Source organism: Maricaulis sp. ABE4_448, assembly GCF_056160825.1.
Genome location: NZ_JBSWXX010000002.1, coordinates 320,601 through 343,029, shown reverse-complemented (window position 1 = coordinate 343,029; position 22,429 = coordinate 320,601). Strand labels below are relative to the sequence as shown.

Below are 22,429 nucleotides of genomic sequence, written 5' to 3'. Positions count from 1 at the left end.
CCCTTGAATTAAGCGCCCTTTATGAAAAAATCCGAAAAACTCTAAACGTCAACAAAAAAGACACTAACCATAGATTAGAAATCTCGAAAAAGAAAATATATCTAATGAAATACCAACACGCAATAAACTAAACAATTGCAAAAATAGACTGCATCTTTAACATACAATCAGCTACTCTTGGCCGAAAACATCCGAGCGGAGATGAATGGGTTTTCGAAGGACTGTTTTCCACTCCGCCTCGCGAGTTCGCAGCTCGACGATAAATTCGCTGTCTCGCTCCACTTTCATGGCGATTGATGGCAACGCGATCTGAGTTGGACCAATAGGTAGGTCGTCGGAGACTTTCTCTAGTATAGCCCCTAGCTCACCTAGAATTAGATCGTCGTCGGGCCCTTGACGAATTCGGATAGAAAAATCTTCGGGTTCTGTTCCGACCTCAGCCACCAGATCAAGCCAGACTTGGAGCGACAAGTTGGTAGGGTAACGCGCCACCAATATATCGCCGGTATAGACACCAACGAATAGCAGCTTGCCATTGTCCTCTTGGCGAATGCTATCGCAAACAAGCGCATACCGAGCCTCTATCGACACAGCTCATTTTCCCTTTTTTGAAATTCGTGAGTGTTAAGCTTGACACGCGAAACGGGAGCCGATGAAGCGGTCCGGGTTTCCTCTCTTGGTGTATCCTTAAGATGAACCACCGCCGGGGAGCCCTTCGTTTCTCTATGATCGGGGATCACTAAAATCGCATTGGTTCGCCGTTCATGCGGTTCGAATATGTCGACAGAGATGCATTGACCGAGCGCCCAGACCATGTCCGCAACAGTCTCTATCGTCATATTCTGGCCGCCCGTCAGTCGCCGAGTTATAACCGACCGATGTACATTGAGCTTCCGCGCGAGATCCGCCCTCGTGGCTTGATGCTCTTCGCTCAAACGCTCATATGCTTCACGCAATTGAGATTCGATCGAGCTAACTAGGTTTAGGTAGACTGCGCGCCGGTTATCCGTTTTGTCCGTGAATGACCGCACGAAGGTCTCCTTTCATCATGGTGTCTATCAATTTATGGTTTTCAGCAAAGGCCTCAACGGCCTTTCTCTTGGTTTCATTCAATTTTGTGCCCCCTTTTGTGTCTTCGACGATCGCGCCCTCGACAGCTACAAAAACGCCAACCTGGCAGAACCAGCCATAGATCCGCAGCCCTTGAGGATGTAGTTTCCACACTCGGGTACGTGTCGGCTGAAGCCGCCTGAGGTCGGATCCTCTAAGCGGGTCGTCACAACGCATGTCGTTGAAAAACTGTTCGAGGTGTTCGCCACGATAACGACCACCAATGCGCAACTTCCGATCATGAAGACGCCGCTCGTCGTTGTACCACTCGAACAGCGAAGGCGCGGCGTAGAGCGGACGGACCGGATGCCTGCTTTCCCAATCTGGTAGCGCATATTCTTCAAGAACCTGATCTCGCAGAGCGTCACTGATGGTTGACATATAATGCAACACCATGGGTCGTTAAAGGTCGGTTTCACTCGGAGCAACTGTTAAATGATCGACTCAGATCGTTTCGCAGGCGCCACCAATACAACCTAGCGCAGCATAACAGCGTCGAAAAGAAACAAGTCTGGCCTCGATCTAGCAGCCGAGTTTGGCCTAAGTCGCCCTCTTTTATTTGGTATAGAAACTGCTGGAGCTATTGCACATTCATCCTGCTCCAAAACTCTGCCGTTGGCCTACCACCGGTCATATGCCCCTGCCAGCGACCGTGCGGGCCCCTCAGCTTCGCATTCGGGAAAGGCGAAGGCCGCCACGCAGCGCCGCTGCCACCAGGGCGACAGCGCGGTCTCGGCGACCGCCCGCCCCCAATAGGCATGGATGATCCGCTCGCGGGCGGAGAGGATGGCGCAATGCTTGGCGGGGCCGGCCAGGTCGGGCCGGAAGAGGAGAACATCGCCGGGCCGCGCGGCGGCGCGGTCGATCTCCACGAGATGCCGCATCGCCGCATCGCGCAGCGTTTCCGCGCCCGCCACCTCGGCCCAGTCCGGCGTATAGGCTGGCACGCTTTCCGGCTCGGCGCCATACAGCGCCCGCCAGATGCCGCGGATCAGGCCCAGACAATCGCACCCCGCCCCGCGGCGGCTGGCCTGATGGCAATAGGGCGTGCCCAGCCAGGTCCGCGCCTCCTTGAGCACCTGCGCCCGGCTCATGACACGAGCCCCCGCGATCCGCCATCGCGGACCGGTTCGCTGGCTGGCGAAGCCTGCAGCATGTCATTGCCGACCATGTAGGGAAAACCGCGGAAGTTCAGCGTATTGGCAAACCGGTCGCGGCAGGTGGCAAAGCGCTTGTCACAGCCCAGCGCGAAACCGCCATGCCCCGCATCGACACCGCAGCGCACATCGCCCAGTTCCGCATCGCAGCGGCGGGCAAACACCCGGCCCGTCATTGTCTCCAGCCGGTGAGCCGGACCCAGCAGGTCCGCCTCGAACCGGCCGTCGCGGCAGCGGATCTCGCCCAGCTCACCCTGAGCGGTACGCACGAAACTCTCCGGCGCCGACCAGTCCACCCGCAGGATCTTCACCTGCGCCCCGGACCACAGCCCGGCTTCCAGGTCAGCCTGCGTCACCGTCTCCGCATCCAGCGCACCGGCCAGGCCTGTCTGCCCCGGCGCAAACCCGGCCGCACACTCGCGGTCCGCCCCGCCAAAACCGGACCCGGCCATGAAAATCAACCCGTCCACGGCCAGGTCGCGATCGTGATCGGTAAAGCCGAACACCGCCCCGTCCCGGCGCGTCACCCGCCAGCACCAGCACAGCGTCGTCACCCCCGAAGCCAGAGCGGCCTCGAGCGCAGGGGAAAGCGTGAGCATGGGATGTCCTTTCGGAATGGTCCGCGGCGGTGCCTCCCCCCTCATCCGCCCCTTCGGGGCACCTTCTCCCCGGGGAGAAGGGATTTTTGATGCCGGACACGGATGGGACTCCCTCTCCCCCGGGAGAGGGTTGGGGAGAGGGGGAAAACACAGCCGCCGGCGATGACGCCCTAAATCAGCTCCACCAGCGGCACATGCGGCACGGCCCCGGCCCCGACTGTGTCGAGGGCGATGTCGAGGCGGTCGGTGTCGAAGCGGACCGGGCAGTCGAAGGCGAAGCCGGCGGTGATCACGGCGCCCGGTGCGGGCGGGGTGTCGAAGGTGACGAGGCCGGTCGTGTGATCGGTGGTGACGGGCGTTTCCGCACCGTCGATGGCAGCGCGCACCGATCCCTCGACCGGTTTGGCGATGATGCGGGTCCAGCTCTGCGCACCGCTGGCATAATGCTTGACCAGCTGGAAGCCCGTCCGTTCGCCATCGCCCGTTCCCAGAATCTGGTCCGCCGGGGATGGCTGGACCGAGGGCGCACAGGAGCGGTTGTCCAGCGGATCGCGGAAGCGGAAACCGTGCAACCGGCCCCGCCGCGCCTCGAAGAAGGCCAAGAGGGTGTGGATATCGTCCAGCGAGGCGATACCCGGCCCGGCATCCCAGCGGCGGCGGGAATTCGCCCAGGGCGAATTGCGCTCCTCGCGGCCGGAGACCAGGGTGACGATCTCGGTGCGCCGCTCCGGACCACCCGACGCGCCCAGCCCGATGGCGAAGGGAAAGCGGATCTCGTGAAACGCGCTCATGACCAGCGGCTCCCGCGGGCAACAGCCCGGGCCAGTGCCCGCGCAATGCGGGTCTGCGAGCCTTCGACGGCGCGGGCGTCACCGCCCGGCGGCAGGACGAGATTGACGGTGACATTCGGCGCGCCGGCCGGACCGATCTCACCAGCACTGGCGGGCGTGAACAGCTCCGGTCCCCGCTCGCCCACCAGATAGGCGCCACCGGGTGTCACCGGTCCGCCCCCGGCGCGCGCGCCGAACAGGTCGAGACCGGACAGGGCGCGATTGATGGCGCCTTCCAGCGGTTTCTCGATCAGCTGTTCGGCGGCGAGCCGCGCCAGATCGCGCAGGATGGCATCGGTCATGCGGGAAAAACTGGTCTCGCCCGAGCGCGCCGCCCGGCCCAGCGCCTGTTCGATGGTCTCGCCGGTGCGCTCGAAAGCGGCGGAGATGGCATCGGCCGCCTGGCGGGCGGGACCGTCGGCCAGCGTCTGCAGGGCCTCGCCGGCCCGGTCGGAATAATCGGTCATGAGGATGGGTCCGGATAGCGTTGAAGAAGGGCATCGAGCGCCGCGCGGTCGAGCGCGGGAGCGCTGCCGCCGGTCAGGGCGCGCCACTCGCAAAGGCTCAATTGCCAGAAGGCGTGCGGGGTCAGGCCCAGCCGCACGGCCAGGCGCAGGGCAGCCGGCCAGTCCATGGCGCCGGTCACGCGCCCGCCCGTTCGAAACAGGCCGCGACGGCACCGGCGGCGGTCTCCATGTCCAGCGGCAGGGCGCGGATCTCGCGGGCCGTGAGGCTCGAACCACCGCCACGCATCAGCGCCTCCAGCACGGCGAGAAGGCGGGTCGCCGTCATCGGTGCACCATCGGCGCAGATCGTCTCGATCTCGGCGAGCGCACCCAGTGTCAGACACAGGACATGCGTCTCGCCGCCGGCCACCAGTTCCACCTCGCCGCGCACGGGATTGGCCATCAGAGTGCCTCGAAGGTCAGCGCCCCGGCCGAAGCCAGCGTCATCGCCCAGGCCGCCTCGCCATCATGACGGCCGGAATAGTCCAGGCTCGCCACCAGGAAGGGGCCGGTAATCGTGCCGAAGCCCGGGATCACCAATTGCCAGTCGCGCGCCGCCTGATCGAAGAACGCCTGGCGCACCTGGGCATCGGCAGCCGCATCGATGAAGACGCCCGCGCCGGAGACCGAACAGGATTTCACCCCCGCCCCGGCCAGCAATTCGCGCCAGCCATCGGCACTGTCGGCATGGGTGACATCCACCGTCCGCGCATTCAGCGAGATCGTCTTCATGCGCAGCCCGGCCGCCGCGGCAAAGGCCGGCGGCTCACCGCCATCGCCGATCCGCAACAGGACATCGCGCCCGGATTGGAGGGTCATGATGGATTTCCTTGTCTTGAATTTTGGAGTGCAAACATCCTTCCCCTTGACGCGGAAGGTGGGCCGGCGCGCAGCGCCGGGTCGGAAGGGGTGAATCCCGGCGTTCGCCCTTTCAAACGCCTCGCCCCCACCCCCTCCACCACGGCTACGCCGTGGTCCCCCTCCCCCATCAAGGGGGGGGGGCGAGCGAAGGTGTCTCATCCCACCCGCCCCATCACCGCTTTCAACCGGATCAGGCCGCGGCGGATATCGGTGTCGCGTGTGGCGAAGACATCGCTGTAGGCGGGCAGGAGCGAGAGGAGTGTCCAGGGTTCCGGCAGGTCGATATCGAGCCCGGCCAGCGCGGTGCGCAGCGGGCCGAGAAGCCCGGCGGGATCGGCATCGCGGCACCAGATATCCAGGCTCAGCCGGCATTCCAGCAGCGACACGCCGTCGGCGCCGGTCTCCACCGTCTCGATCCGCCCCCAGCTGGCATTGGGATAGGGCGTGCGCCGGTCGCGCCGGGCGGTCAGCCGCACCGGATCGCCCAATACCGCCCGGATCGCCGGATCGGCCTTGAGGGCCGCATCGATCACCGCGCGCAGGCCCGCTTCCGGCCCGCTCACAGCGTCACCCGCCGATAGGGCGCCAAGAGGCTCTCCGCCACCGGCGGCAGCGCTTCGCCCCCCTCGGCCATGGCTCTCACCAGCTGCAGGATCGCCTCACGCAACGGCGCAGGCACATCGGCAGGCTGATCGCCATAACCGGCACGGAAGCGGATCTCGATCCCGCCTGCCGCCCGGCCCGGCTCGGGCCAGACCGTGTCCGGCTTCAGCGCGATGCGCCCGGGATCGGCCATCGTGTCCACGAAAAACGCCGCCGGATCGTGATCCGACGGCGTGCCGTCCGTGTCATATGTGGTGACCGCCTCCAGAGCGATCAGGGGCGGTTTGGGCAATCGAAACTGCGTGCCGAACGCCGCCAGCCGCCCGCCGCCGTCCCAGCGATCGCGCCGCTCGACCCAGGTCTGGGCAAGAAGCGCCCGCCCCGTTTCCCGCTCGACGCGCTCACGGGCCGCCGCTATCCATTGGTTGATTGCATCGTCATGCACATCATTGCCGATGCGCAGCCGCAGCTTCGCCTCAGCCAGCGTGACAGGCTCCGCGGCCGGCGGAGTGTGAAGTGTGAGGGACATTCTGGGACCTCGCAAAACGTATTGTCATCCCGGATGGATGCCCGGCCTTGAGCCGGGCGTAGGTTCGGGACCCATAACCCCGGTGATCGCCCAGCTGGCGCGGATAACGAGCCTGCTTGCGGCCAGAAGCGATGCGTATGGGTCCCGGCGCTGCGCCCCGCCTGCGCGGGGCATCCGGCCGGGATGACAAGGAAGGGTGGGCGGGCGCCTCTACGACGTCCCGAACTTCAACAGCTTGATGGCCTCGAAGTCCTGTACGCCGCCGCCGACGCGTTTGGTGGTGTAGAAGAGGACGTAGGGTTTGGCGGAATAGGGATCGCGCAGCACTTCCACGCCCTGGCGGTCGACGACGAGATAGCCCTTCTCGAAATCGCCGAAGGCAATGGCATAGGCGTCCGAGCCGATATCGGGCATGTCTTCGGCCTCGGTGACGGGATAGCCCAGCAGGGTCGAGGTGCCGGCTTCGCTGAGCGAGGGCTGCCAGAGGTAATTGCCGTCGGCATCCTTGAAGCGGCGCACGGCGGAGACGGTCTGGCGGTTCATCACGAAACGGCCGCGGGCGCGATAGGCGGTCTTGGGCGCATAGACGAGATCGATCAGCGCGTCGGCCGGATCGCCGGCATCGAAGCCGCCATCCGTCCCGGTCGCGACATAGCCCATCTCGCCCCAATCCTGGGTGCCTTCAGCGGCCTTGGTATAGTTGAGGAAGCCGCGCGGCTTGCCCGAACCATTGCCGGAAACGAAGGCCGCGCCCTCCTGGACGGCGAAGACATCCCTCACCTCCTCGGCCAGCCATTGCTCGATATCCACCATGGCATCGTCCAGCAGCTGCTGGGTGGCGGCCGGCATGGCGTAGAGCTCGGCGCAGGGGAAATCGATCAGGTCCAGCGTCGGACTGTCCGTCTCCGGCCGCGCGGCGGTCTCGGCGACCCAGCCCGTGGCGGCCCCGCCTTTCGAGACCGGCTTGCGGAACATGCCCGCCGAGGTCTGGCGCACCGAGGCGATGGCGCGGATCGGCGAGGCTTCGGTCAACAGGCGGTCGATACGCGCCTCGGTCTCCGCCGGCACGACATAGCCGCCATCGGCGTCCGAGCCCGCGCTGGCGGACTTGCCCTCATTCAGCCCCGCCGCATCGCCGCGGCGCATATAGTCGGACCAGGCCGCCGAGCCGGCATTGGCCGGAGCGCCATCAAGACCGGGACGGGCACGGTCGAGCAGGAGGCGGTCGAGGGCGGATTTCTGCTGCGTCAGGGCCGCGTCGATGCGCGCGACCTTGTCGTCCAGCAGCACGTCGGACGAGGCCTTGGCGTCGAGCTCGTCGAGGCGGGCATCATTGGCCTCCTTGAAGGCCTCGAACGCGGCCAGCACCTCGCCCAGCGCGGCCCGGGTTTCCGCCGAGACCGGCGTCATCTTGGTTTCCTTGGTCATGGATTTTCCCTTTTGAGTGAAGGAGATCAGGCGGCCACGGCAGGCCGGACGAGCCGCAGGCGGGCCTGCGGCAGCATGGGGAAGGTCACGATGGAGACCTCCCAGAGATCGATGTCGAACAGGTCGCGGCCGCGCGGCTTGCGGGCAGCGGAGCGACGGGTGCGAAAGCCGATGGACAGACCGTTCACCGCACCGCGGGCCACAAGGCCCGCCGCCGTGCGTCCGCGCGGGCCCTCGGCCAGGATCTCGCCGGTGACGAACAGCCCGCGCCGGTCCTCGCGCAGCCCGGTCCACACGCCGACCGGTTCGGCCGGATCGTGCTGGAACAGCATGGGGATCGAGGTCTTCGCCCGCAGCGTCCGGGCAAACGCGCCGCGATGCACGACATCGCCAGCCAGGTCCGCCAGCCCGAACAGGCTCGCATGACCCTCGATCAGGAGGGGGTGGGGCATGATTTGGGTTTCCTTGAATTTGCGATGTCATCCCGGCCGGATGGCCCGCGCAGGCGGGCCGCAGGGCCGGGACCCATACGCTCGCTTTTGGCCGGAAGCGGGCCCGCGCGTCGTGACAAATGACTAGGAACCGGGGGTATGGGTCCCGGATCTCCGCCCGGCCTTCGCCGGGCATACGCCCGGGATGACAAGCGGTAGCTAGTTCTGCGGAGCCCCTATTCCTCCATCCGGCGCTCGATGCGCACCAGGCTCTCGCGCGCCAGGCGCATTTCGGCTTCCAGCCGGGCCAGGCGTTCGGCGAGCGGGCCGGCGCGGTCATTGTCGTATTCCAGCTGGTCAAGGCGTTCGGCGACGCGGCCGGACCAGATCAGCGCGCCGGCGCTTTGCAGGCCGATGGCGAGGAGGACGCCGGCGGTGACCTGGCGCTGCAGCGTCCAGCGGGGCATCTCGCTCATGGTGCCGCCTCCGGATCAGGCAGCTCGGCCTCGATGGTCAGCGTCCCGCCGAACCAGGGCTGCAGCCAGACCGACAGCGCCCGCGCGGTCTTGCGCACCAGCGGCGTCACGGTCTGGCGGATGAAGGCGAGATTGGCCTCGCGGTAATTGGCGTATGTGTTGTCGCCCGGCAGGCCGAGGATGAGCGGCGGCACGCCGAAGGCCAGCGCGATCTCGCGCGCCGCCTCGCGCCGCGCCTCGATGAAGTCCATCTCCGCCGGGCTCATCGCCATCGGCTTCCAGTCCAGACCGCCCTCCAGCAGCAGCGGACGTCCGGCATTGGCAGCACCGGTATGCGTGTTGGCCAGCTCGCCCTTGAGGCGTTCGAACTGGTCCTCGGTGAGATGGCCGTCGGCGCCGTTGAAGACCAGCGCACCGGAGGGCCGCGCCGCATTGTCCAGGAGCGCCCGCGCCCAGTCCGCCCCGGCCGTGTGCAGATCGACCGCCCGGCCCGCCGGTTCCAGCGGCGAGAGGCCGTAGTGATCGTCGGCAGGATGGAAGAGCCGCATGTGGAAAACCTGTGAACGGCCTGTGGACGGATCGCGCTCGAAACGGCGTTTATAGCCCCCCGCACCATACTCCCAGCCGGTCGGCCAGCCCGTCGGATCAGCCAGCACACGCATGCGATCCGGGCGCAGGCTGAAGAGTTCGCGCGGCTCGCCGTCCAGGGTGACGAGCTCGAGATAGCCATTCCCCGCCAGCTGTAGATAACCGTAGAGTTTTTCCCACAGCTCGGGTCCGGACGTCTCGGCATTGGGCCGGTCCAGCAAGCGTTGCACGGCCGGATCGGAAGCCCGGAACGGCACGTCGGCGGCGGCTTCGGCAATCAGCCTGACGCAGCGATTGGCCACCGCATTGCGCGCATAGCCCGCCTCGATCTGCGCCGGCAGCGCCCGCGGCAGCCAGCGCGACACCCGCCCCGCCGCCAGCGAGACCAGCCGGCTCGTCGCAGCCGTCTTCACATCCCGGCCGAAAAACCGGGAAAACCAGTTGGACATGGTGTGTCCTTTCTTTTTTGAGTGTCGATCGGGCGGCACCGGGATGCCCCCCTCATCCGCCCTGCGGGCACCTTCTCCCCGCGGGAGAAGGGATTTCGTCGTGCCGGGCGCACTGAGAACTCCCTCTCCCCGGGGAGAGGGTCGAGGAGAGGGGGAAAACACCCTCGCGGAAAACTACATCCACCGCATCCGCGGGGCGCCGCGGGTGCCGACGAGGAGGTCGGTCAGGGCCCAGGCGAGGGCGTCGACGCGGTCGGGACTGGTCCCGCCCGCCTCGGGTGAACCGAAAGCGCACATCTGGTCTTCCAGGGCAGCAAAGCGGCCGGCATGCTTCACCCGTCCGGCGGCATAGAGGGCGGCGACCGGTTCGGCGCGCACATGCTTGCCGCGGGTGGCGTGGACCAGCCGGACCGGCAGGCCGGCATCGGCGGCCTTGAGCACCGAGCGCACCATTTCCCCGCCCTGATTGGCCTCGGCGATCACGCTGTCGGCGCTGAAACTGTCGAAGGCCGACGCCACACGCGCGGCCCAGTCGGCCGGCATGGCGGGCCCGAAGGACATATCCGCCAGCACGACACCGCGCCGGCCCGGCCCCTCGCCCGCCGCGCCCGCCACCACGATGCCGCACTCGTCCGAGCGCGGTCCGCCCGAGGCCGGCGGGTCGACAGCGACCACGATCCGGTCGAGATCGGGCACGGTTTCGGCAAAACACGCCTCGACCTGGCCGCGGCTCCACAGCGCGCCGGGCGGATCGTCGATCAGAATGCCCTCGATCTCCTGCCGCCCCAGCGCGGACCCGCCATAGGCGGCCGTCATCGCATCGAGAAAGCCCGGTGCCAGATTGGCGGCATTGTCGGCGGTCGGCTGGTGGCTCAGCGTCACGCCGGCCTGTTTCACCAGACGTTTCAGGGCCGGGATCGGCCGCGGCGTGGTGGTCAGCATCAACCGTGGAAGATCGCCCAGACGCAGCCCCATGCGCAGCGTGTCGATGACGCGCTGCGGGTTCGACCAGGCGGCCATTTCATCGCCCCAGGCGAAATCGAACTGCGGCCCGCGCAGCCCGTCCGCATCCTCGGCGGAGAAGGCATAGCCCACAGCCCCGCCAGGCCAGACAACGCGTTTGCGGCTGGCCTCATAGCGCGGCCGGCCCGCCTCCGGTCCGATATTCATCAGGCCGGACGGGCCCTCGATCATCACTTCGCGCACATCGTTGAAGGTCGGCGCGACCAGCGCGATCCGCTGCGCCCCGCCCTCCACCACGCCGCGCACCCATTCGGCCCCCGCGCGGGTCTTGCCCGCACCGCGGCCTCCCAGAAAAAGCCAGATCAGCCAATCACCCTCAGGCGGGATCTGTGCCCTGCTTGGTTTCCAGAGCGCCCAGTCGCGGCGCATCTGCGCCAGCTCCGCCGCGCTCAGACTGTCCGTCCAGCGCTTTTGTACGTCGCAGTCTTGCGTGCTCAGCAAGTCGCGCAAGTAGTTCGGCCCGGGCTGCGGCGGGAGAGATCTCGTCATGCTGGCCCCCTGCTGCCGGTCTTGTCGTGTTCGGTTTCATCTCGTCCTCCATGGCGTCGAGCAGCCGCCGGACCGGTTCCAGTCCGCGCGCCTGCTTGCCGGCCTCGTCGATCCGGCAACGCAGGGCATCGGACTCGATCCGTGCCGCCAGCCGGCGAAAAGCCTGCCGTCGCAGATCGGCCCGCTCCTCCGGCGCAAGCGCCGAGAACCAGGCCCAGTTGCGGTAGATCGTGTTCCGGCAACAGCCGGCCTCGGCAGCGAGCGCGCTTGCGCTTTCGCCCGCCTCGTAGCGCACCATCCAGGGATACCAGTCGACCCGGTCGCGCCGTTTTCTCGCGGTTTTCTCAAGCATGCCGAACCATAGCCCGGCGCCGGCACCGGTCTGATGTCGCAGCGTGTTTTTTCGCGAAGAGATTGGAGGAGTTGGGGAAATTTTTCCGCGATGCGGGGATAGCGGGCGGGTTATCCGCGGTTTGTGCTTTTAAGTGCCGCTGTCATCCCGGCCGAATGGCCTGCGAAGGCAGGCCGCAGGGCCGGGACCTATAAACACGGTGCATGTCCAGTGATCGCCGTCATCGAACCTGCTTCCGGTCGACAGGGAGCGTATGGGTCCCGGACTTCCGCCCCGCCTTCGCGGGGCATTCTTCCGGGATGACAACTCCAGTAATACAACTTATAATTGTGTTTATGGAAAATTGCTATTTTGTCTACCTGCTCGCCTCGCGCAGATACGGAACGCTGTATTGCGGCGTCACCAATGCGCTGCTGCGCCGGGTGTTCGAGCACAAGATCCAGCAGGTTCCCGGGTTTACGGCCAAGTACGGTGTCGACCGGCTTGTCTGGTACGAACCTCACCAGGATATCAATGAAGCGATTACAAGGGAAAAGCGCATCAAGCGCTGGCGGCGGCAATGGAAGATCAATCTGATCGAGAAAGACAATCCCGACTGGAATGATCTCTACCCGGGTCTGGGCGGAACCGATCCGGCCGAACTGGCACCGGAACACCAGCGCAATTGGTAGAGGAACATTACTTGTCATCCCGGCCGAATGGCCTGCGAAGGCAGGCCGCAGGGCCGGGACCCATACGCGCTTTTTGGGCCGGAAGAAGGCTCGATGTCAGCGACAGCTGGACGCACACCATGTTTATGGGTCCCGGACTTTCGCCCTCCCGGCCTTGAGCCGGGACGCGCGGGGCGTCCATCCGGGATGACAAGGCGTGTGGCTCAGTCCTCCTTCTTCACCTTGTGGATGCCGAGCATGTCGAACACGGCCTTCTCGTAGAAGGGTTCGGTGGCGCCGCGGCGGATCTTGCCGAGGAAATAGCTTTCGAAACCGGCCTTTGCGAGATGGACCCAGCCGCCATCGGCAGCCCAGTTCACATTGCGCGGCGGGATTTGCGGCATGGCAACGAAGGCGACGCCGCCATCGCCGAAATCGGCAATACAGACGGCATTCCAGCTCGCCACGTTATTGGCCGGCCTGCCGTCCAGATCGGCGCGGATATTTCGGGCGGTGGCAACCACCATGCTCTCGATCATGAAGCCGGTCTTGGGCACGCCGACGGGGACCGGATAGGCCTCGACCGGCGGGATAGCGACACAGACGCCGACCGAGAAAACATTGTGGTATTTCGGATTGCGCTGATGCTCGTCGATCAGCACGAAGCCGCGCGGATTGACCAGGCCCTCGACATCGCGCACCGCGGCGATACCGCGGAAAGCCGGCAGCATCATGGAGTATTTGAAGGGCAGTTCATGGGTCTTCTTCACCGACCCGTCCTCGGCCACTTCCTCGACATGCATCATGCCGTCCTCGACCTTTGTCACGCGGGCCGAGGTGATCCACTTGATATGCCGGTTGCGCATCTCGCTTTCCAGCAGGCCCTTGGTGTCGCCGACACCGTCCAGGCCAAGATGGCCGATATAGGGTTCCGACGTGACAAAGGTCATCGGCACCTTGTCGCGGATCTTGCGCTTTCTCAGATCGGTCTCGTAGATCATCGCCGTCTCGTAGGCGGGCCCGAAACAGGACGCGCCCTGCACGGCGCCGACAATGACGGGACCGGGATCCTCGACGAATGCCTGCCAGGCGGCGTTCGCCGCCTCGGCATGGTCGACATGGCAGACCGACTGGGTGAAACCGCCATGCGGGCCCAGCCCCTCGATCTCGTCGAAGGCGAGCTCCGGGCCGGTGGCGATGACCAGATAGTCGTATTCCAGCGTCTCGCCGTTCGCCAGATCGATGGCATTGGCCTCCGGGCGGACTTTCGTGGCGGCGGCGTGGATGAAGTCGATGCCCTTTTTCTTCAGCATCGGCGCCAGCTCGACCTTGATCTTTTCCGGCTTGCGCCAGTCGACCGCGACCCAGGGATTGGAGGGGGTGAAGTGGAAGGTGGGATAGTCCGAAACCACCGTGATCCGGTCGCTGGAACGCAATTCCTTGCGCGCTTCCAGGGCCATGGGAACGCCGCCCAGGCCGGCGCCGAGTACAACGATATGAGCCATGTTTTCCTCCCGACCGTCAGCGGTCTGTCCTGCGGCCCGGTCGGGATCGGCCGGACCTGCTTGTTTGAAGCGGTCTATCCGGCGACCTCATCGGCCGCGGGGCAAAACTGCGATTTCAGATTCATCAGGATGCCCAGGCAGCGCTCGTCACGGATGGAGTAGTGCACCTGCAGACCATCCTTGCGGCCCTCCACCAGGCCGTCGCTGCGCATCTTGGCCAGGTGCTGGGACATGGCCGATTGCGACAGGCCGGCGATCTCGCAGAGCTCGCCCACCGTCGCCTCGCCCATCGCCAGACGGCACAGGATCAGGAGACGTTTTTCATTGGCCAGCAATTTCAGGAAGGCGGCGGCATTGCCGGCCTGGTCCTGCAATTGCGCGATCTGCGGGTCAGTTGTCGTCACGCGGGTCACCTCGAACGCGGTGTCTGAAACATCATTGACAGCTAATATAGCTTTCACTAAATTAGTGTCAACTAATGTTTTGACCCACAGCCTGGCGCACAGGGAGACCCCGTCATGAGCCTTCGCGAACTCGACCCGAAAGATGTCTACAAGGCCCTGCAGGACAATGCGGCCGTGCTGATCGATGTGCGCGAACCGCGCGAATACGCCACCGAGCGCCTGCACGGCGCCTCGCTGCATCCGCTCTCGACCTTCGATCCGCAATCCCTGCCGCTCGACACATCCCGCGAGGTGATCCTGCATTGCGGATCCGGCAAGCGCTCGATGGACGCCCTGCAGCGCTGCCAGCAAGCCGGCGTGCCGATCACCGCCCATGTGAAGGGCGGCCTCATGGCCTGGAAATCGGCAGGCCTGCCGACCATCACCATCGATCCGGCCACCGGCGCCGTTATCGACCCCCAGAGCCGCTGAACCGGAAAGGCCTGACGCCATGCTGAAAGCCGGCCTCGTCGCGACCGCCCTTCTTGCGGTTACCGCCCCCGCCGCCCTCGCCCAGCCGGGCGAAAGCTTCACCGTCACCCAGACACGGATTGCCGACCGCAAGGCCGTGTTCGCCACGGTCGAGAGCATCGACACCGTGGCCGCCCGCGCCCGCATCTCCGGCACGATCGGCGAGTTGCGCGTGGATGAGGGCGATGCCGTGGCGGCCGGCGATGTGCTGGCCGTGGTGGTCGACGACCGGCTGGCGCCGCAGATCGGCGCCGTCAACGCCACCGCCTCGGCGCTGCAGGCCCAGCTGGACCAGGCCCGCGTGGATCTGACCCGCGCCCAGGACCTGTTCGATCGCGGCATCTTCCCCCAGGCCCGTCTGGATCAGGCCCAGACCCAGGTCGACGTGCTGGAGGGCCAGCTCGCCTCGGCCCGCCAGGAACGCGCCGTCCTCGTGCAGCAATCGCGCGAAGGCGATGTGCTCGCCCCGGCCAGCGGCCGCGTGCTCGACGTGCCGGTGACCGCCGGTTCGGTTGTGCTGCAGGGCGAACAGGTCGCCACCATTGCGTCCGACCTCTATCTCTTGCGCCTGCGCCTGCCGGAACGACATGCCCGCACAATTGCCGAAGGCGACACAGTGACCGTCGATGCGGCTGCCCTGACCGGCGATGTCGCACCCACCGGCCGCATCCGCCAGGTCTATCCGCGCATCGAGGACGGCCGCGTCGTCGCCGATGCCGTCGTCGAGGGGCTGGGCAATTACTTTGTCGGTGAACGCGTGCGCGTGCATGTCGAGGTCGATGAGCGCGATGCGGTCATCGTGCCCGAAGCCTTCCTGATCAACCGCTATGGCGTTGACTATGTCCGCCTGCGCGAGGCCGATGGCCATGTCGTGGACATTGTCGTCCAGCGCGGCCGCGAAACCGCGGACGGTGTTGAAATTCTCGGCGGCATCGCCGCCGGCGACGTGCTGGTGCAGCCATGAAGCTGGGTCTTTCCGGACATCTCGCCCAGGCGTTCATCCGTTCGCCGCTGACCCCGCTCATCCTGCTGGCCTCACTGGCCATGGGCCTGATCGCCCTGATGGTCATCCCGCGCGAGGAAGAGCCGCAAATCTCCGTGCCGATGGTGGATGTGATGGTCGCCGCGCCGGGCCTGCGCGCACCGGACGCCGTCGAGCTCGTCACCGAACCGCTCGAGACGATCATCCGCTCGATCGAGAATGTCGAACACGTCTATTCCCAGACCGAAGACGACCAGGTGATGGTCACCGCGCGCTTCGATGTCGGCACCGATGCCGACGATGCGATCCTGCGTGTGCACGAACGGATCAATGCCAATCTCGACCGCATCCCCCACGGCATCAATCCGCCGCTGATCGTCGGCCGCGGCATTGACGATGTCGCCATCGTCGCGCTGACCCTCTCGCCTGCGCCCGCCGTGGCCGGGCACTGGGACGACAACGCCCTTTACAATATCGCCGAGGAATTGCGCGCGGCGCTGATGGCGGTCGAGGATGTCGGCCTGACCTATATCACCGGCGGCCGCGCCGACCAGATCCGCGTCGAACCGGATCCGGAACGCCTGTCGCAATACGGCGTCACCCTGCAACAGCTCGCCGGCCGCATCGCCGAGGCCAACCGCGCCTTCCCCGCCGGCCAGGTGAGCGGCAATGACACCACGCGCTTCGTCACCGCCGGCCAGACACTGCAGGGCGTGCCCGATATAGGCCTTCTCCTGCTGACCGCGCGCGATGGCCGCCCGGTCTATGTGCGCGATGTGGCGGATGTCATTGTCGGCGCCGAGCCGGCCGACGCCCGCGCCTGGATGTTCACCCGCGAGGGCACCGGCGCGCATGAGGGCGAGGACGATCACGGATCGACCGCCGGCTGGGTGCGCGCACCCGCGGTCACCCTCGCCATCGCCAAGCGCGAGGGCGCCAATGCGGTCGTCGTCTCCGAACACATCCTGGAACGCCTGGAGTTGCTGCGCGGCAGCCTGATCCCCGAGGGTGTCAATGTCACCGTCACCCGCAATTACGGCGAGACCGCGAACGAGAAGGCCAACGAGCTGCTCTTCCACTTGGCGCTCGCCACCGTCTCCATCGTGCTGCTGGTCACGTTCGTGATCGGCTGGCGCGAGGGCCTGGTCGTGCTGGTCGTCATCCCGACCACGATTTTGATGACGCTGTTTGCGTCCAATCTGATGGGCTACACGATCAATCGCGTCTCCCTGTTCGCGCTGATCTTCTCCATCGGAATCCTCGTCGACGACGCCATCGTGGTGATCGAGAACATCGCCCGTCACTGGGCCATGAAGGACGGTCGCTCGCGCATCACGGCCGCCGTGGAAGCCGTCGCCGAAGTGGGCAATCCCACCATCGTCGCCACCCTCACCGTGGTCGCAGCCCTGCTGCCGATGCTGTTCGTGTCGGGCCTGATGGGTCCCTACATGGCGCCGATCCCGGTCAACGCCTCCGCCGCGATGATCTTCTCTTTCTTTGTCGCCATGGTGCTGACGCCCTGGCTGATGATGATGATCGCCGGCCGCCGCAAATCCGATGTCTCCGGCCACGCCGAAGGCCATGAGGGCATTCTCGGCAAGCTCTACCGCCGCGTCGCGACACCGGTCATCGCCGGCCGCCGCCCGGCCTGGACGCTGCTTCTGACAGTGGGCGTACTGACCCTGGTTTCCATGTCCGCCTTCTACTTCAAGGGCGTGACGGTGAAACTCCTGCCCTTCTACAACAAGTCGGAATTCCAGGTCATTATCGACCTGCCCGAAGGCGCCACGCTGGAACGCACTGACCGGGTGCTCACCGAGGCCGCCGGCCGGCTGGCCGCGATCCCGGAAGCGGTCTCGATCCAGGCCCATGCCGGCACCTCGGCGCCATTCAACTTCAACGGGCTGGTGCGCCACTATTACCTGCGCAGCCGGCCGGAACAGGGCGACCTCCAGGTCAACCTCCTGCCCAAACACCATCGCGACCGCGCCTCGCACGCGATCGCCCTTGAGGCCCGCGAACTGCTGGCCGGGATGGATTTGCCCGAAGGCACCTCCGTCCAGGTCGCGGAAATCCCGCCGGGCCCGCCCGTGCTGGCAACCCTGCTGGCGGAGATCTACGGGCCGGATGCGGAAACCCGACGCGCTGTCGCCCGCGAAGTCCGCGCCGCCTTCCAGAGCGTGCCCTATATCGTCGACGTCAATGATGGGTTCGGCGAACCGCGGCCGCGCTTGCGCATCGCCATCGACCAGGACAGCCTGGAATATTTCCGCGTCCAGCAGTCGGATGTCTACGACACGATCGGCGCGCTGATCGGCGGCACAACAGTGGGCTACTCGCACCGCGGAGAAGGCCGCAATCCGGTCGAGATCGCCGTGGAACTGCCGCGCAGCGATCGCAGCTGGACCGAGCGCCTCGCCTCCACCCCCGTCCCCGCCAACACCCTGCCGGGCGACCGCACCGTGGTGGAACTGGGCGATGTGGTCTCGATCACCGAAGAGGACGGCTCCTACCCGATCTTCCGCCGCGACGGGCGCTATGCCGAGATGGTGATGGCCGAGCTGGCCGGCGATTTCGAGGCCCCGATCTACGGCATGTTCGCCGTGCAGGACGCCCTCGCGGAACGGGATTGGAGCGAGGATATCCCCGCCCCCCAAATCCGGATGTATGGTCAGCCGCCGGGCGATGAAGAGGTCACCCTCCTGTGGGACGGCGAGTGGGAAATCACCTATGTCACCTTCCGCGACATGGGTGCGGCCTTCATGGTGGCGCTATTGGGTATTTATGTACTGGTTGTGGCGCAGTTCGGGTCGTTCCGCGTGCCGCTGATCATCCTCACCCCGATCCCGCTGACCTTTATCGGAATCATCTTCGGGCACTGGATTTTCGGCGCCGCCTTCACCGCCACCTCGATGATCGGTTTCATCGCCCTGGCCGGTATCATCGTGAGAAACTCGATCCTGCTGGTCGATTTCATCCGCCACGGCGCCGAGGAAGGCGAACCCTTGCGCGAGACCCTGCTGCGGGCCGGCGCGATCCGCTTCAAGCCGATCCTTCTGACCGCCATCGCGGCCATGATCGGCGCCTCGGTCATCCTGGGCGATCCGATCTTCCAGGGCCTGGCGATCTCGCTCCTGTTCGGCCTGGCCTCGTCCACCCTTCTTACCGTGCTGGTGATCCCGGCGATCTACATCGTCTTCAAGGACGGCGATGCGCCCTACCGGCCGGCCCATTCCGAAGTGTCTCTTGAAGGAGAAACATCATGACCCTCGGACGTGCCGTCATGCTCTTCGCCGGCTGCATGACCCTTCTCTCGGCGATCCTCGCCTGGCAGGTCAGCGAGTGGTGGCTGCTGCTCACCGCCTTCGTCGGCCTCAACCAGATCCAGACCAGCTTCACCGGTTTCTGCCCGGCCGCCATGGTCTTCAAGGCCCTCGGCGCCAAGGACAAGGCGGTGTTCAGCTAGGGCGCGTTGGGGAGGGCGAAGGCCGGTGCTTTCCCCCTCTCCCCGACCCTCTCCCCAGGGAGAGGGAGTTCCGGTTGCGCGTGTCACGAAGAAAACCCCTTCTCCCCAGGGGAGAAGGTGCCCGGAGGGCGGATGAGGGGGAAGACACTGTCTTCGGCCCTCAGTCCTCTTCGCCCGGCCATTCCACGATGTGCTGGTCCCAGTCGGGGTCGCCGTCGAAGTCGTCTTCGCTGATCACCTGGCCAGCAACACTCATCCCCGCCTTGACGGTGGAGTGCGGATCACCGGTCACCAGCGGGTGCCAGTCGAAAAGGTCCTTGCCCTCGGCGATCAGCCGGTAGGCGCAGGTCTTCGGAATCCACGGCAGGGTGCGGATATTGTCCGGCGTCAGCACGACACAGTCCGGCACCTGGGCATGCCGGTGCGGATAATTGCGGCAGCCGCCATTCTCGCAATCAAACAGCGTGCAGGCGATATCCGTCTCCAGACGCAGCCCGGTATCCTCGTCTTCCAGCTTCACCAGACAGCACTTTCCGCAATGGTCGCAAAGCGATTCCCATTCATCGCGGGACATCTGGTCCAGAGATTTCATTTTCCAGAAAGGCTGAGGCATGGTCCCGCCTGAATTCCGCCGCTATTGATAGGCTTTAGACAGGGCGAGCCTAACACGCAGCCAGGCATTCGGGGTTGGCAAAAAGCATGTACCAGGAGCCGTTTCGCGCGGATCACATGATGGAACGCGATCGGCGCGAACAGCGCCGCCGTCTGATCGTGGGCGGATCGCTGGCGCTGATCGCGGTCATGCTCGTCTCCTTTGCCTTCGCTGGCTGGCACTGGGCCTTCCACGATTTGCCGTCTGCGCCGCAGGGCGCCGCCGAGCTGTGGAATGTCCGCCGCGAGCCCGCCGTCACCCTGGCCGACCGCGAGGGCCGGGTCCTCGCTGTGCGCGGTCCGCTCTATGCCCGCGCCGTCGCTCTGGAGAGCCTGCCGGAACATGTCCCCCAGGCCTTTCTCGCCATCGAGGACCAGCGCTTCTATCAGCATACCGGCGTCGATTTCCGCGGCGTCGCCCGGGCGCTCTGGCGGAACTTCCGGGCCGGCGCCACGGTCGAGGGCGGTTCGACCATCACCATGCAGCTGGTTAAAAATCTGATGCTCTCGCCCGACCGCGAGCTGCGTCGCAAGATCCAGGAAATGCGGCTGGCGCGAGCGCTCGAACGCGAGCTGTCCAAGACCGAAATTCTCGAGCTCTACCTCAACCGCATCTATCTGGGCGCCCGTGCCTACGGCATCGAAGCCGCCGCCGAACGCTATTTCGACAAGTCCGCCACCGAGCTCACCCTGGCTGAAGCCGCCCTCCTGGCCGCTCTGCCCAAGGCGCCGAGCCGGCTCGACCCGACCGTCAATCTCGATGCCGCCCGCGCCCGCGCCGCCCAGGTGCTCGCCGCGATGGAGGACGCCGGTTACATCACGGCGACCGAGCACGCCGAGGCGCTCGCCGATCCGGCAGAACCCGTCGCCGACACCTCCGATCCCAACGCCACATCGAACTGGGGCCATGCCTTTGACATGGCCCTGGCCGAGGCCCAGCGCCTGGTCCCGGGCGACATCCCCGACCTGATCATCCGCACCACGCTGGCCCCGGCCCTGGCCCGCGCCGCCAACGAGACCGTCGAGCGCGTCCTGTCCGAACAGGGCGACGCCGCCAATGCCGGCGAGGCCGCTATCGTGCTGCTGGCACCGGACGGGGCGATCCGCGCCTTCGCCGGCGGCCGGGATTATCGCGACAGCCAGTTCAACCGCGCCCTCCAGGCCCAGCGCCAGCCGGGCTCGGCCTTCAAACCCATCGTCTTCGCCGCCGCGCTGGAAGCGGGCTACGACCCGTCATCGGCAGTGTGGGACGAACCGGTCGATCTGGAGGGCTGGACGCCGCAGAATTTCTCCGGATCCTATCGCGGCCTGGTGACCCTGCAGGAAGCCCTCAAGCGCTCGATCAACACGGTTGCCGTGCAGGTCGCCGACGAGGTCGGGATCGGACGTATCGTGGAAATGGGCCACCGGCTGGGCATCCGGTCCGAACTGCCCGAACTGCCCGCCATCGCGCTCGGCGCCGCAGAAGTGAATCTGGTCGAACTGACCGCCGCCTATTCAGTGTTCGCGAATGACGGTGAGCGGCGCGCACCCTACTTCATCCTCTCGATCACGAATTCCCGCGGCGATGTGCTGTACGAGCATCGCGATCCCGGCGCCGAACGGGCGCTGGAGGCAGAAACGGCCCAGGCCATGTCGACCATGCTGCAGGATGTGGTGATGACCGGCACCGGCCGCCGGGCCGCCCTGCCCGGCCGGGCCTCGGCTGGCAAGACCGGCACCAGCCAGTCCTTCCGCGACGCCTGGTTCATCGGCTACACCGCCGACTACACGGCGGGCGTCTGGGTTGGCAATGATGATGACAGCCCGATGGAGAATGTGACGGGTGGTGGCATGCCGGCCCAGATCTGGCGCGACTTCATGGTGCGGGTACACGAAGGCCTGCCGGCCCGTGCGCTGAGCGCTCCGGCCCCGCGCACGCGGTCGGAACGCGAAGAACGCCTGGCAGCTTTTTATTCCGACCTGTCGTCCGCGTTTTCCGAACTACTCGAAGACGGCGCCTCGCCCAGCGAGCGCTGAACGGCCGCAGTCAGGGCCGCAATCTCGGCACGCAGGCCGGCGATTTCAGTGTGCAGGATTTCCCGGTCGGCATCAGCCTCGGCATCGCGGGCCTCTTCATCGTCGAAATGCTTGGACTGCAGGCTGTCCACGATGATGGCAATGAACAGGTTCAGCACGGCGAAACTGGTCAGCACGATGAAGACGACAAAGAAAATCCAGGCCCAGGGATGGGTCTCCATCACCGGAATGGCGACATCGGATGCCCAGCCTTCCAGAGTCATCACCTGGAACAGGGCGAAGGCGCTGTCGCCCAGCGTGCCGAAACGCTCCGGCACGGCTTCGCCGTAAAGCTTCGTCGCCATCACGGCGGAGACGTAGAACATCAGGCCCAGCACCGCGATTACGGCCCCCATGCCCGGGATGGCGTTGAGCAGGGCTTCCACGACCTTGCGAAGGTCCGGCATCACCGAGAACAGGCGGAAGGCCCGCACGATCCGCAGCGCCCGCAGGACGGAGAACCCGCCGGCCGCCGGGATGACGGACACCGTGATCACGAACAGGTCGAACCAGTTCCATCCCGACAGGAAGAAGCGATGGCGGTAGGCGATCAGCTTGAGCGCGATCTCGACGACGAAAACGCCGACGATGACACGGTCCAGCATCGGCAACCAGGTTGTGAACCACTCACCTTCATAGGGATAGGTTTCCAGCCCCAGCGTGATCGCGTTGATCACGATCAGCGTCATGATGAAGTTGCGGAAATGCGAACTCTCGACGAAAGCCTTCACACTGTATCCCCTCTGCTTCCGCAGGCGATCGCCCCCAGAAT

General features: G+C 65.6%; 27 protein-coding genes. 6 read left to right on the top strand and 21 right to left on the bottom strand.

The window, feature by feature from the left end; all coding sequences use genetic code 11:
- Positions 1-171 precede the first annotated feature (171 nt).
- The 17 genes from ACXAJV_RS08100 to ACXAJV_RS08020 form a co-directional block, all read right to left on the bottom strand.
- Positions 172-591 (bottom strand): hypothetical protein, encoded by a 420-nt coding sequence (locus tag ACXAJV_RS08100; protein ID WP_475084031.1) that lies wholly within the window; start codon positions 589-591, stop codon positions 172-174.
- Between the two features lie 411 nt (positions 592-1,002).
- Positions 1,003-1,491: a hypothetical protein gene (locus ACXAJV_RS08095; protein ID WP_475084029.1), complete on the bottom strand. Its 489-nt coding sequence runs from the start codon at positions 1,489-1,491 to the stop codon at positions 1,003-1,005.
- 239 nt (positions 1,492-1,730) lie between these two features.
- A complete protein-coding gene (locus ACXAJV_RS08090) occupies positions 1,731-2,204 on the bottom strand; it encodes an NlpC/P60 family protein (RefSeq protein ID WP_475084027.1) in 474 nt (157 codons plus the stop codon).
- Positions 2,201-2,866: a DUF2163 domain-containing protein gene (locus ACXAJV_RS08085; RefSeq protein ID WP_475084026.1), complete on the bottom strand. Its 666-nt coding sequence runs from the start codon at positions 2,864-2,866 to the stop codon at positions 2,201-2,203. Before ACXAJV_RS08085 ends, ACXAJV_RS08090 begins: the two co-directional genes overlap by 4 nt.
- A 170-nt stretch (positions 2,867-3,036) precedes the next feature.
- Positions 3,037-3,657: a phage distal tail protein, Rcc01695 family gene (locus tag ACXAJV_RS08080; RefSeq protein WP_475084024.1), complete on the bottom strand. Its 621-nt coding sequence runs from the start codon at positions 3,655-3,657 to the stop codon at positions 3,037-3,039.
- The gene (locus tag ACXAJV_RS08075) at positions 3,654-4,163 is read right to left on the bottom strand and encodes a phage tail tape measure C-terminal domain-containing protein (RefSeq protein ID WP_475084021.1); all 510 of its coding nucleotides are present in this window, start codon (positions 4,161-4,163) and stop codon (positions 3,654-3,656) included. Before ACXAJV_RS08075 ends, ACXAJV_RS08080 begins: the two co-directional genes overlap by 4 nt.
- Complete coding sequence (locus tag ACXAJV_RS08070; protein ID WP_475084019.1) at positions 4,160-4,330, bottom strand: phage tail assembly chaperone; 171 nt, start codon at positions 4,328-4,330, stop codon at positions 4,160-4,162. Before ACXAJV_RS08070 ends, ACXAJV_RS08075 begins: the two co-directional genes overlap by 4 nt.
- A gap of 8 nt (positions 4,331-4,338) precedes the next feature.
- Complete coding sequence (locus ACXAJV_RS08065) at positions 4,339-4,605, bottom strand: GTA-gp10 family protein (protein WP_475084018.1); 267 nt, start codon at positions 4,603-4,605, stop codon at positions 4,339-4,341.
- A complete protein-coding gene (locus ACXAJV_RS08060; protein WP_475084016.1) occupies positions 4,605-5,021 on the bottom strand; it encodes a phage major tail protein, TP901-1 family in 417 nt (138 codons plus the stop codon). Before ACXAJV_RS08060 ends, ACXAJV_RS08065 begins: the two co-directional genes overlap by 1 nt.
- A 197-nt stretch (positions 5,022-5,218) precedes the next feature.
- Positions 5,219-5,626, bottom strand: coding sequence for a DUF3168 domain-containing protein (locus tag ACXAJV_RS08055; protein ID WP_475084015.1), 408 nt, complete (start codon positions 5,624-5,626; stop codon positions 5,219-5,221).
- Positions 5,623-6,195, bottom strand: a complete 573-nt coding sequence (locus ACXAJV_RS08050) for a head-tail connector protein (RefSeq protein WP_475084013.1) — start codon at positions 6,193-6,195, stop codon at positions 5,623-5,625. Before ACXAJV_RS08050 ends, ACXAJV_RS08055 begins: the two co-directional genes overlap by 4 nt.
- Positions 6,196-6,405: 210 nt before the next feature.
- Positions 6,406-7,623 (bottom strand): phage major capsid protein, encoded by a 1,218-nt coding sequence (locus tag ACXAJV_RS08045; RefSeq protein ID WP_475084011.1) that lies wholly within the window; start codon positions 7,621-7,623, stop codon positions 6,406-6,408.
- 26 nt (positions 7,624-7,649) lie between these two features.
- Complete coding sequence (locus ACXAJV_RS08040; protein ID WP_475084009.1) at positions 7,650-8,075, bottom strand: HK97 family phage prohead protease; 426 nt, start codon at positions 8,073-8,075, stop codon at positions 7,650-7,652.
- A 215-nt stretch (positions 8,076-8,290) separates the two neighbouring features.
- On the bottom strand, positions 8,291-8,530 hold the full coding sequence (locus ACXAJV_RS08035; RefSeq protein WP_475084006.1) for a hypothetical protein: 240 nt from the start codon (positions 8,528-8,530) through the stop codon (positions 8,291-8,293).
- Complete coding sequence (locus tag ACXAJV_RS08030) at positions 8,527-9,567, bottom strand: phage portal protein (protein WP_475084004.1); 1,041 nt, start codon at positions 9,565-9,567, stop codon at positions 8,527-8,529. Before ACXAJV_RS08030 ends, ACXAJV_RS08035 begins: the two co-directional genes overlap by 4 nt.
- Positions 9,568-9,741: 174 nt before the next feature.
- The gene (locus ACXAJV_RS08025; RefSeq protein WP_475084002.1) at positions 9,742-10,959 is read right to left on the bottom strand and encodes a DNA-packaging protein; all 1,218 of its coding nucleotides are present in this window, start codon (positions 10,957-10,959) and stop codon (positions 9,742-9,744) included.
- Positions 10,907-11,431, bottom strand: coding sequence for a hypothetical protein (locus tag ACXAJV_RS08020; RefSeq protein ID WP_475084000.1), 525 nt, complete (start codon positions 11,429-11,431; stop codon positions 10,907-10,909). Before ACXAJV_RS08020 ends, ACXAJV_RS08025 begins: the two co-directional genes overlap by 53 nt.
- Positions 11,432-11,766: 335 nt before the next feature.
- Here ACXAJV_RS08020 and ACXAJV_RS08015 point away from each other — a divergent pair, with 335 nt between their 5' ends.
- A complete protein-coding gene (locus ACXAJV_RS08015; RefSeq protein ID WP_475083998.1) occupies positions 11,767-12,102 on the top strand; it encodes a GIY-YIG nuclease family protein in 336 nt (111 codons plus the stop codon).
- Between the two features lie 203 nt (positions 12,103-12,305).
- On the opposite strand, the gene ACXAJV_RS08010 is transcribed toward ACXAJV_RS08015, so the two are convergent.
- Together ACXAJV_RS08010 and ACXAJV_RS08005 are read right to left on the bottom strand one after the other, a co-directional pair.
- Positions 12,306-13,586 (bottom strand): NAD(P)/FAD-dependent oxidoreductase, encoded by a 1,281-nt coding sequence (locus tag ACXAJV_RS08010; protein WP_475083995.1) that lies wholly within the window; start codon positions 13,584-13,586, stop codon positions 12,306-12,308.
- Positions 13,587-13,660: 74 nt separating this feature from the next.
- Positions 13,661-13,990 (bottom strand): ArsR/SmtB family transcription factor, encoded by a 330-nt coding sequence (locus tag ACXAJV_RS08005; RefSeq protein WP_475083992.1) that lies wholly within the window; start codon positions 13,988-13,990, stop codon positions 13,661-13,663.
- A 114-nt stretch (positions 13,991-14,104) separates the two neighbouring features.
- Here ACXAJV_RS08005 and ACXAJV_RS08000 point away from each other — a divergent pair, with 114 nt between their 5' ends.
- From ACXAJV_RS08000 to ACXAJV_RS07985, 4 genes are read left to right on the top strand one after another with little or no spacing between them, the layout of a single operon-like run.
- Positions 14,105-14,461, top strand: a complete 357-nt coding sequence (locus ACXAJV_RS08000; protein ID WP_475083990.1) for a rhodanese-like domain-containing protein — start codon at positions 14,105-14,107, stop codon at positions 14,459-14,461.
- A gap of 19 nt (positions 14,462-14,480) precedes the next feature.
- Complete coding sequence (locus ACXAJV_RS07995) at positions 14,481-15,464, top strand: efflux RND transporter periplasmic adaptor subunit (protein WP_475083987.1); 984 nt, start codon at positions 14,481-14,483, stop codon at positions 15,462-15,464.
- Positions 15,461-18,748, top strand: coding sequence for an efflux RND transporter permease subunit (locus ACXAJV_RS07990; protein WP_475083985.1), 3,288 nt, complete (start codon positions 15,461-15,463; stop codon positions 18,746-18,748). The genes ACXAJV_RS07995 and ACXAJV_RS07990 overlap by 4 nt, the downstream gene beginning before the upstream one ends.
- On the top strand, positions 18,745-18,948 hold the full coding sequence (locus ACXAJV_RS07985; RefSeq protein ID WP_271185089.1) for a YgaP family membrane protein: 204 nt from the start codon (positions 18,745-18,747) through the stop codon (positions 18,946-18,948). The genes ACXAJV_RS07990 and ACXAJV_RS07985 overlap by 4 nt, the downstream gene beginning before the upstream one ends.
- A gap of 160 nt (positions 18,949-19,108) precedes the next feature.
- Here the strand turns inward: ACXAJV_RS07985 and ACXAJV_RS07980 are convergent, their stop codons facing one another.
- Complete coding sequence (locus ACXAJV_RS07980; RefSeq protein WP_475083983.1) at positions 19,109-19,561, bottom strand: YcgN family cysteine cluster protein; 453 nt, start codon at positions 19,559-19,561, stop codon at positions 19,109-19,111.
- Positions 19,562-19,677: 116 nt separating this feature from the next.
- Here ACXAJV_RS07980 and ACXAJV_RS07975 point away from each other — a divergent pair, with 116 nt between their 5' ends.
- Positions 19,678-21,618, top strand: coding sequence for a transglycosylase domain-containing protein (locus ACXAJV_RS07975; protein ID WP_475083980.1), 1,941 nt, complete (start codon positions 19,678-19,680; stop codon positions 21,616-21,618).
- Here the strand turns inward: ACXAJV_RS07975 and ACXAJV_RS07970 are convergent.
- Complete coding sequence (locus tag ACXAJV_RS07970) at positions 21,552-22,388, bottom strand: ion transporter (protein ID WP_475083977.1); 837 nt, start codon at positions 22,386-22,388, stop codon at positions 21,552-21,554. The two genes, ACXAJV_RS07975 and ACXAJV_RS07970, sit on opposite strands and share 67 nt — an antisense overlap.
- Positions 22,389-22,429: the final 41 nt, after the last annotated feature.

Coding starts and splice junctions, on each gene's coding strand:
- ACXAJV_RS08095 (WP_475084029.1), bottom strand. CDS start 1,491: ATGTCAACCATCAGTGACGCTCTGCGAGATCAGGTTCTTGAAGAATAT.
- ACXAJV_RS08090 (WP_475084027.1), bottom strand. CDS start 2,204: ATGAGCCGGGCGCAGGTGCTCAAGGAGGCGCGGACCTGGCTGGGCACG.
- ACXAJV_RS08085 (WP_475084026.1), bottom strand. CDS start 2,866: ATGCTCACGCTTTCCCCTGCGCTCGAGGCCGCTCTGGCTTCGGGGGTG.
- ACXAJV_RS08080 (WP_475084024.1), bottom strand. CDS start 3,657: ATGAGCGCGTTTCACGAGATCCGCTTTCCCTTCGCCATCGGGCTGGGC.
- ACXAJV_RS08075 (WP_475084021.1), bottom strand. CDS start 4,163: ATGACCGATTATTCCGACCGGGCCGGCGAGGCCCTGCAGACGCTGGCC.
- ACXAJV_RS08070 (WP_475084019.1), bottom strand. CDS start 4,330: ATGGACTGGCCGGCTGCCCTGCGCCTGGCCGTGCGGCTGGGCCTGACC.
- ACXAJV_RS08065 (WP_475084018.1), bottom strand. CDS start 4,605: ATGGCCAATCCCGTGCGCGGCGAGGTGGAACTGGTGGCCGGCGGCGAG.
- ACXAJV_RS08060 (WP_475084016.1), bottom strand. CDS start 5,021: ATGACCCTCCAATCCGGGCGCGATGTCCTGTTGCGGATCGGCGATGGC.
- ACXAJV_RS08050 (WP_475084013.1), bottom strand. CDS start 6,195: ATGTCCCTCACACTTCACACTCCGCCGGCCGCGGAGCCTGTCACGCTG.
- ACXAJV_RS08045 (WP_475084011.1), bottom strand. CDS start 7,623: ATGACCAAGGAAACCAAGATGACGCCGGTCTCGGCGGAAACCCGGGCC.
- ACXAJV_RS08040 (WP_475084009.1), bottom strand. CDS start 8,075: ATGCCCCACCCCCTCCTGATCGAGGGTCATGCGAGCCTGTTCGGGCTG.
- ACXAJV_RS08035 (WP_475084006.1), bottom strand. CDS start 8,530: ATGAGCGAGATGCCCCGCTGGACGCTGCAGCGCCAGGTCACCGCCGGC.
- ACXAJV_RS08030 (WP_475084004.1), bottom strand. CDS start 9,567: ATGTCCAACTGGTTTTCCCGGTTTTTCGGCCGGGATGTGAAGACGGCT.
- ACXAJV_RS08025 (WP_475084002.1), bottom strand. CDS start 10,959: ATGCGCCGCGACTGGGCGCTCTGGAAACCAAGCAGGGCACAGATCCCG.
- ACXAJV_RS08020 (WP_475084000.1), bottom strand. CDS start 11,431: ATGCTTGAGAAAACCGCGAGAAAACGGCGCGACCGGGTCGACTGGTAT.
- ACXAJV_RS08015 (WP_475083998.1), top strand. CDS start 11,767: ATGGAAAATTGCTATTTTGTCTACCTGCTCGCCTCGCGCAGATACGGA.
- ACXAJV_RS08010 (WP_475083995.1), bottom strand. CDS start 13,586: ATGGCTCATATCGTTGTACTCGGCGCCGGCCTGGGCGGCGTTCCCATG.
- ACXAJV_RS08000 (WP_475083990.1), top strand. CDS start 14,105: ATGAGCCTTCGCGAACTCGACCCGAAAGATGTCTACAAGGCCCTGCAG.
- ACXAJV_RS07995 (WP_475083987.1), top strand. CDS start 14,481: ATGCTGAAAGCCGGCCTCGTCGCGACCGCCCTTCTTGCGGTTACCGCC.
- ACXAJV_RS07990 (WP_475083985.1), top strand. CDS start 15,461: ATGAAGCTGGGTCTTTCCGGACATCTCGCCCAGGCGTTCATCCGTTCG.
- ACXAJV_RS07985 (WP_271185089.1), top strand. CDS start 18,745: ATGACCCTCGGACGTGCCGTCATGCTCTTCGCCGGCTGCATGACCCTT.
- ACXAJV_RS07980 (WP_475083983.1), bottom strand. CDS start 19,561: ATGCCTCAGCCTTTCTGGAAAATGAAATCTCTGGACCAGATGTCCCGC.
- ACXAJV_RS07975 (WP_475083980.1), top strand. CDS start 19,678: ATGATGGAACGCGATCGGCGCGAACAGCGCCGCCGTCTGATCGTGGGC.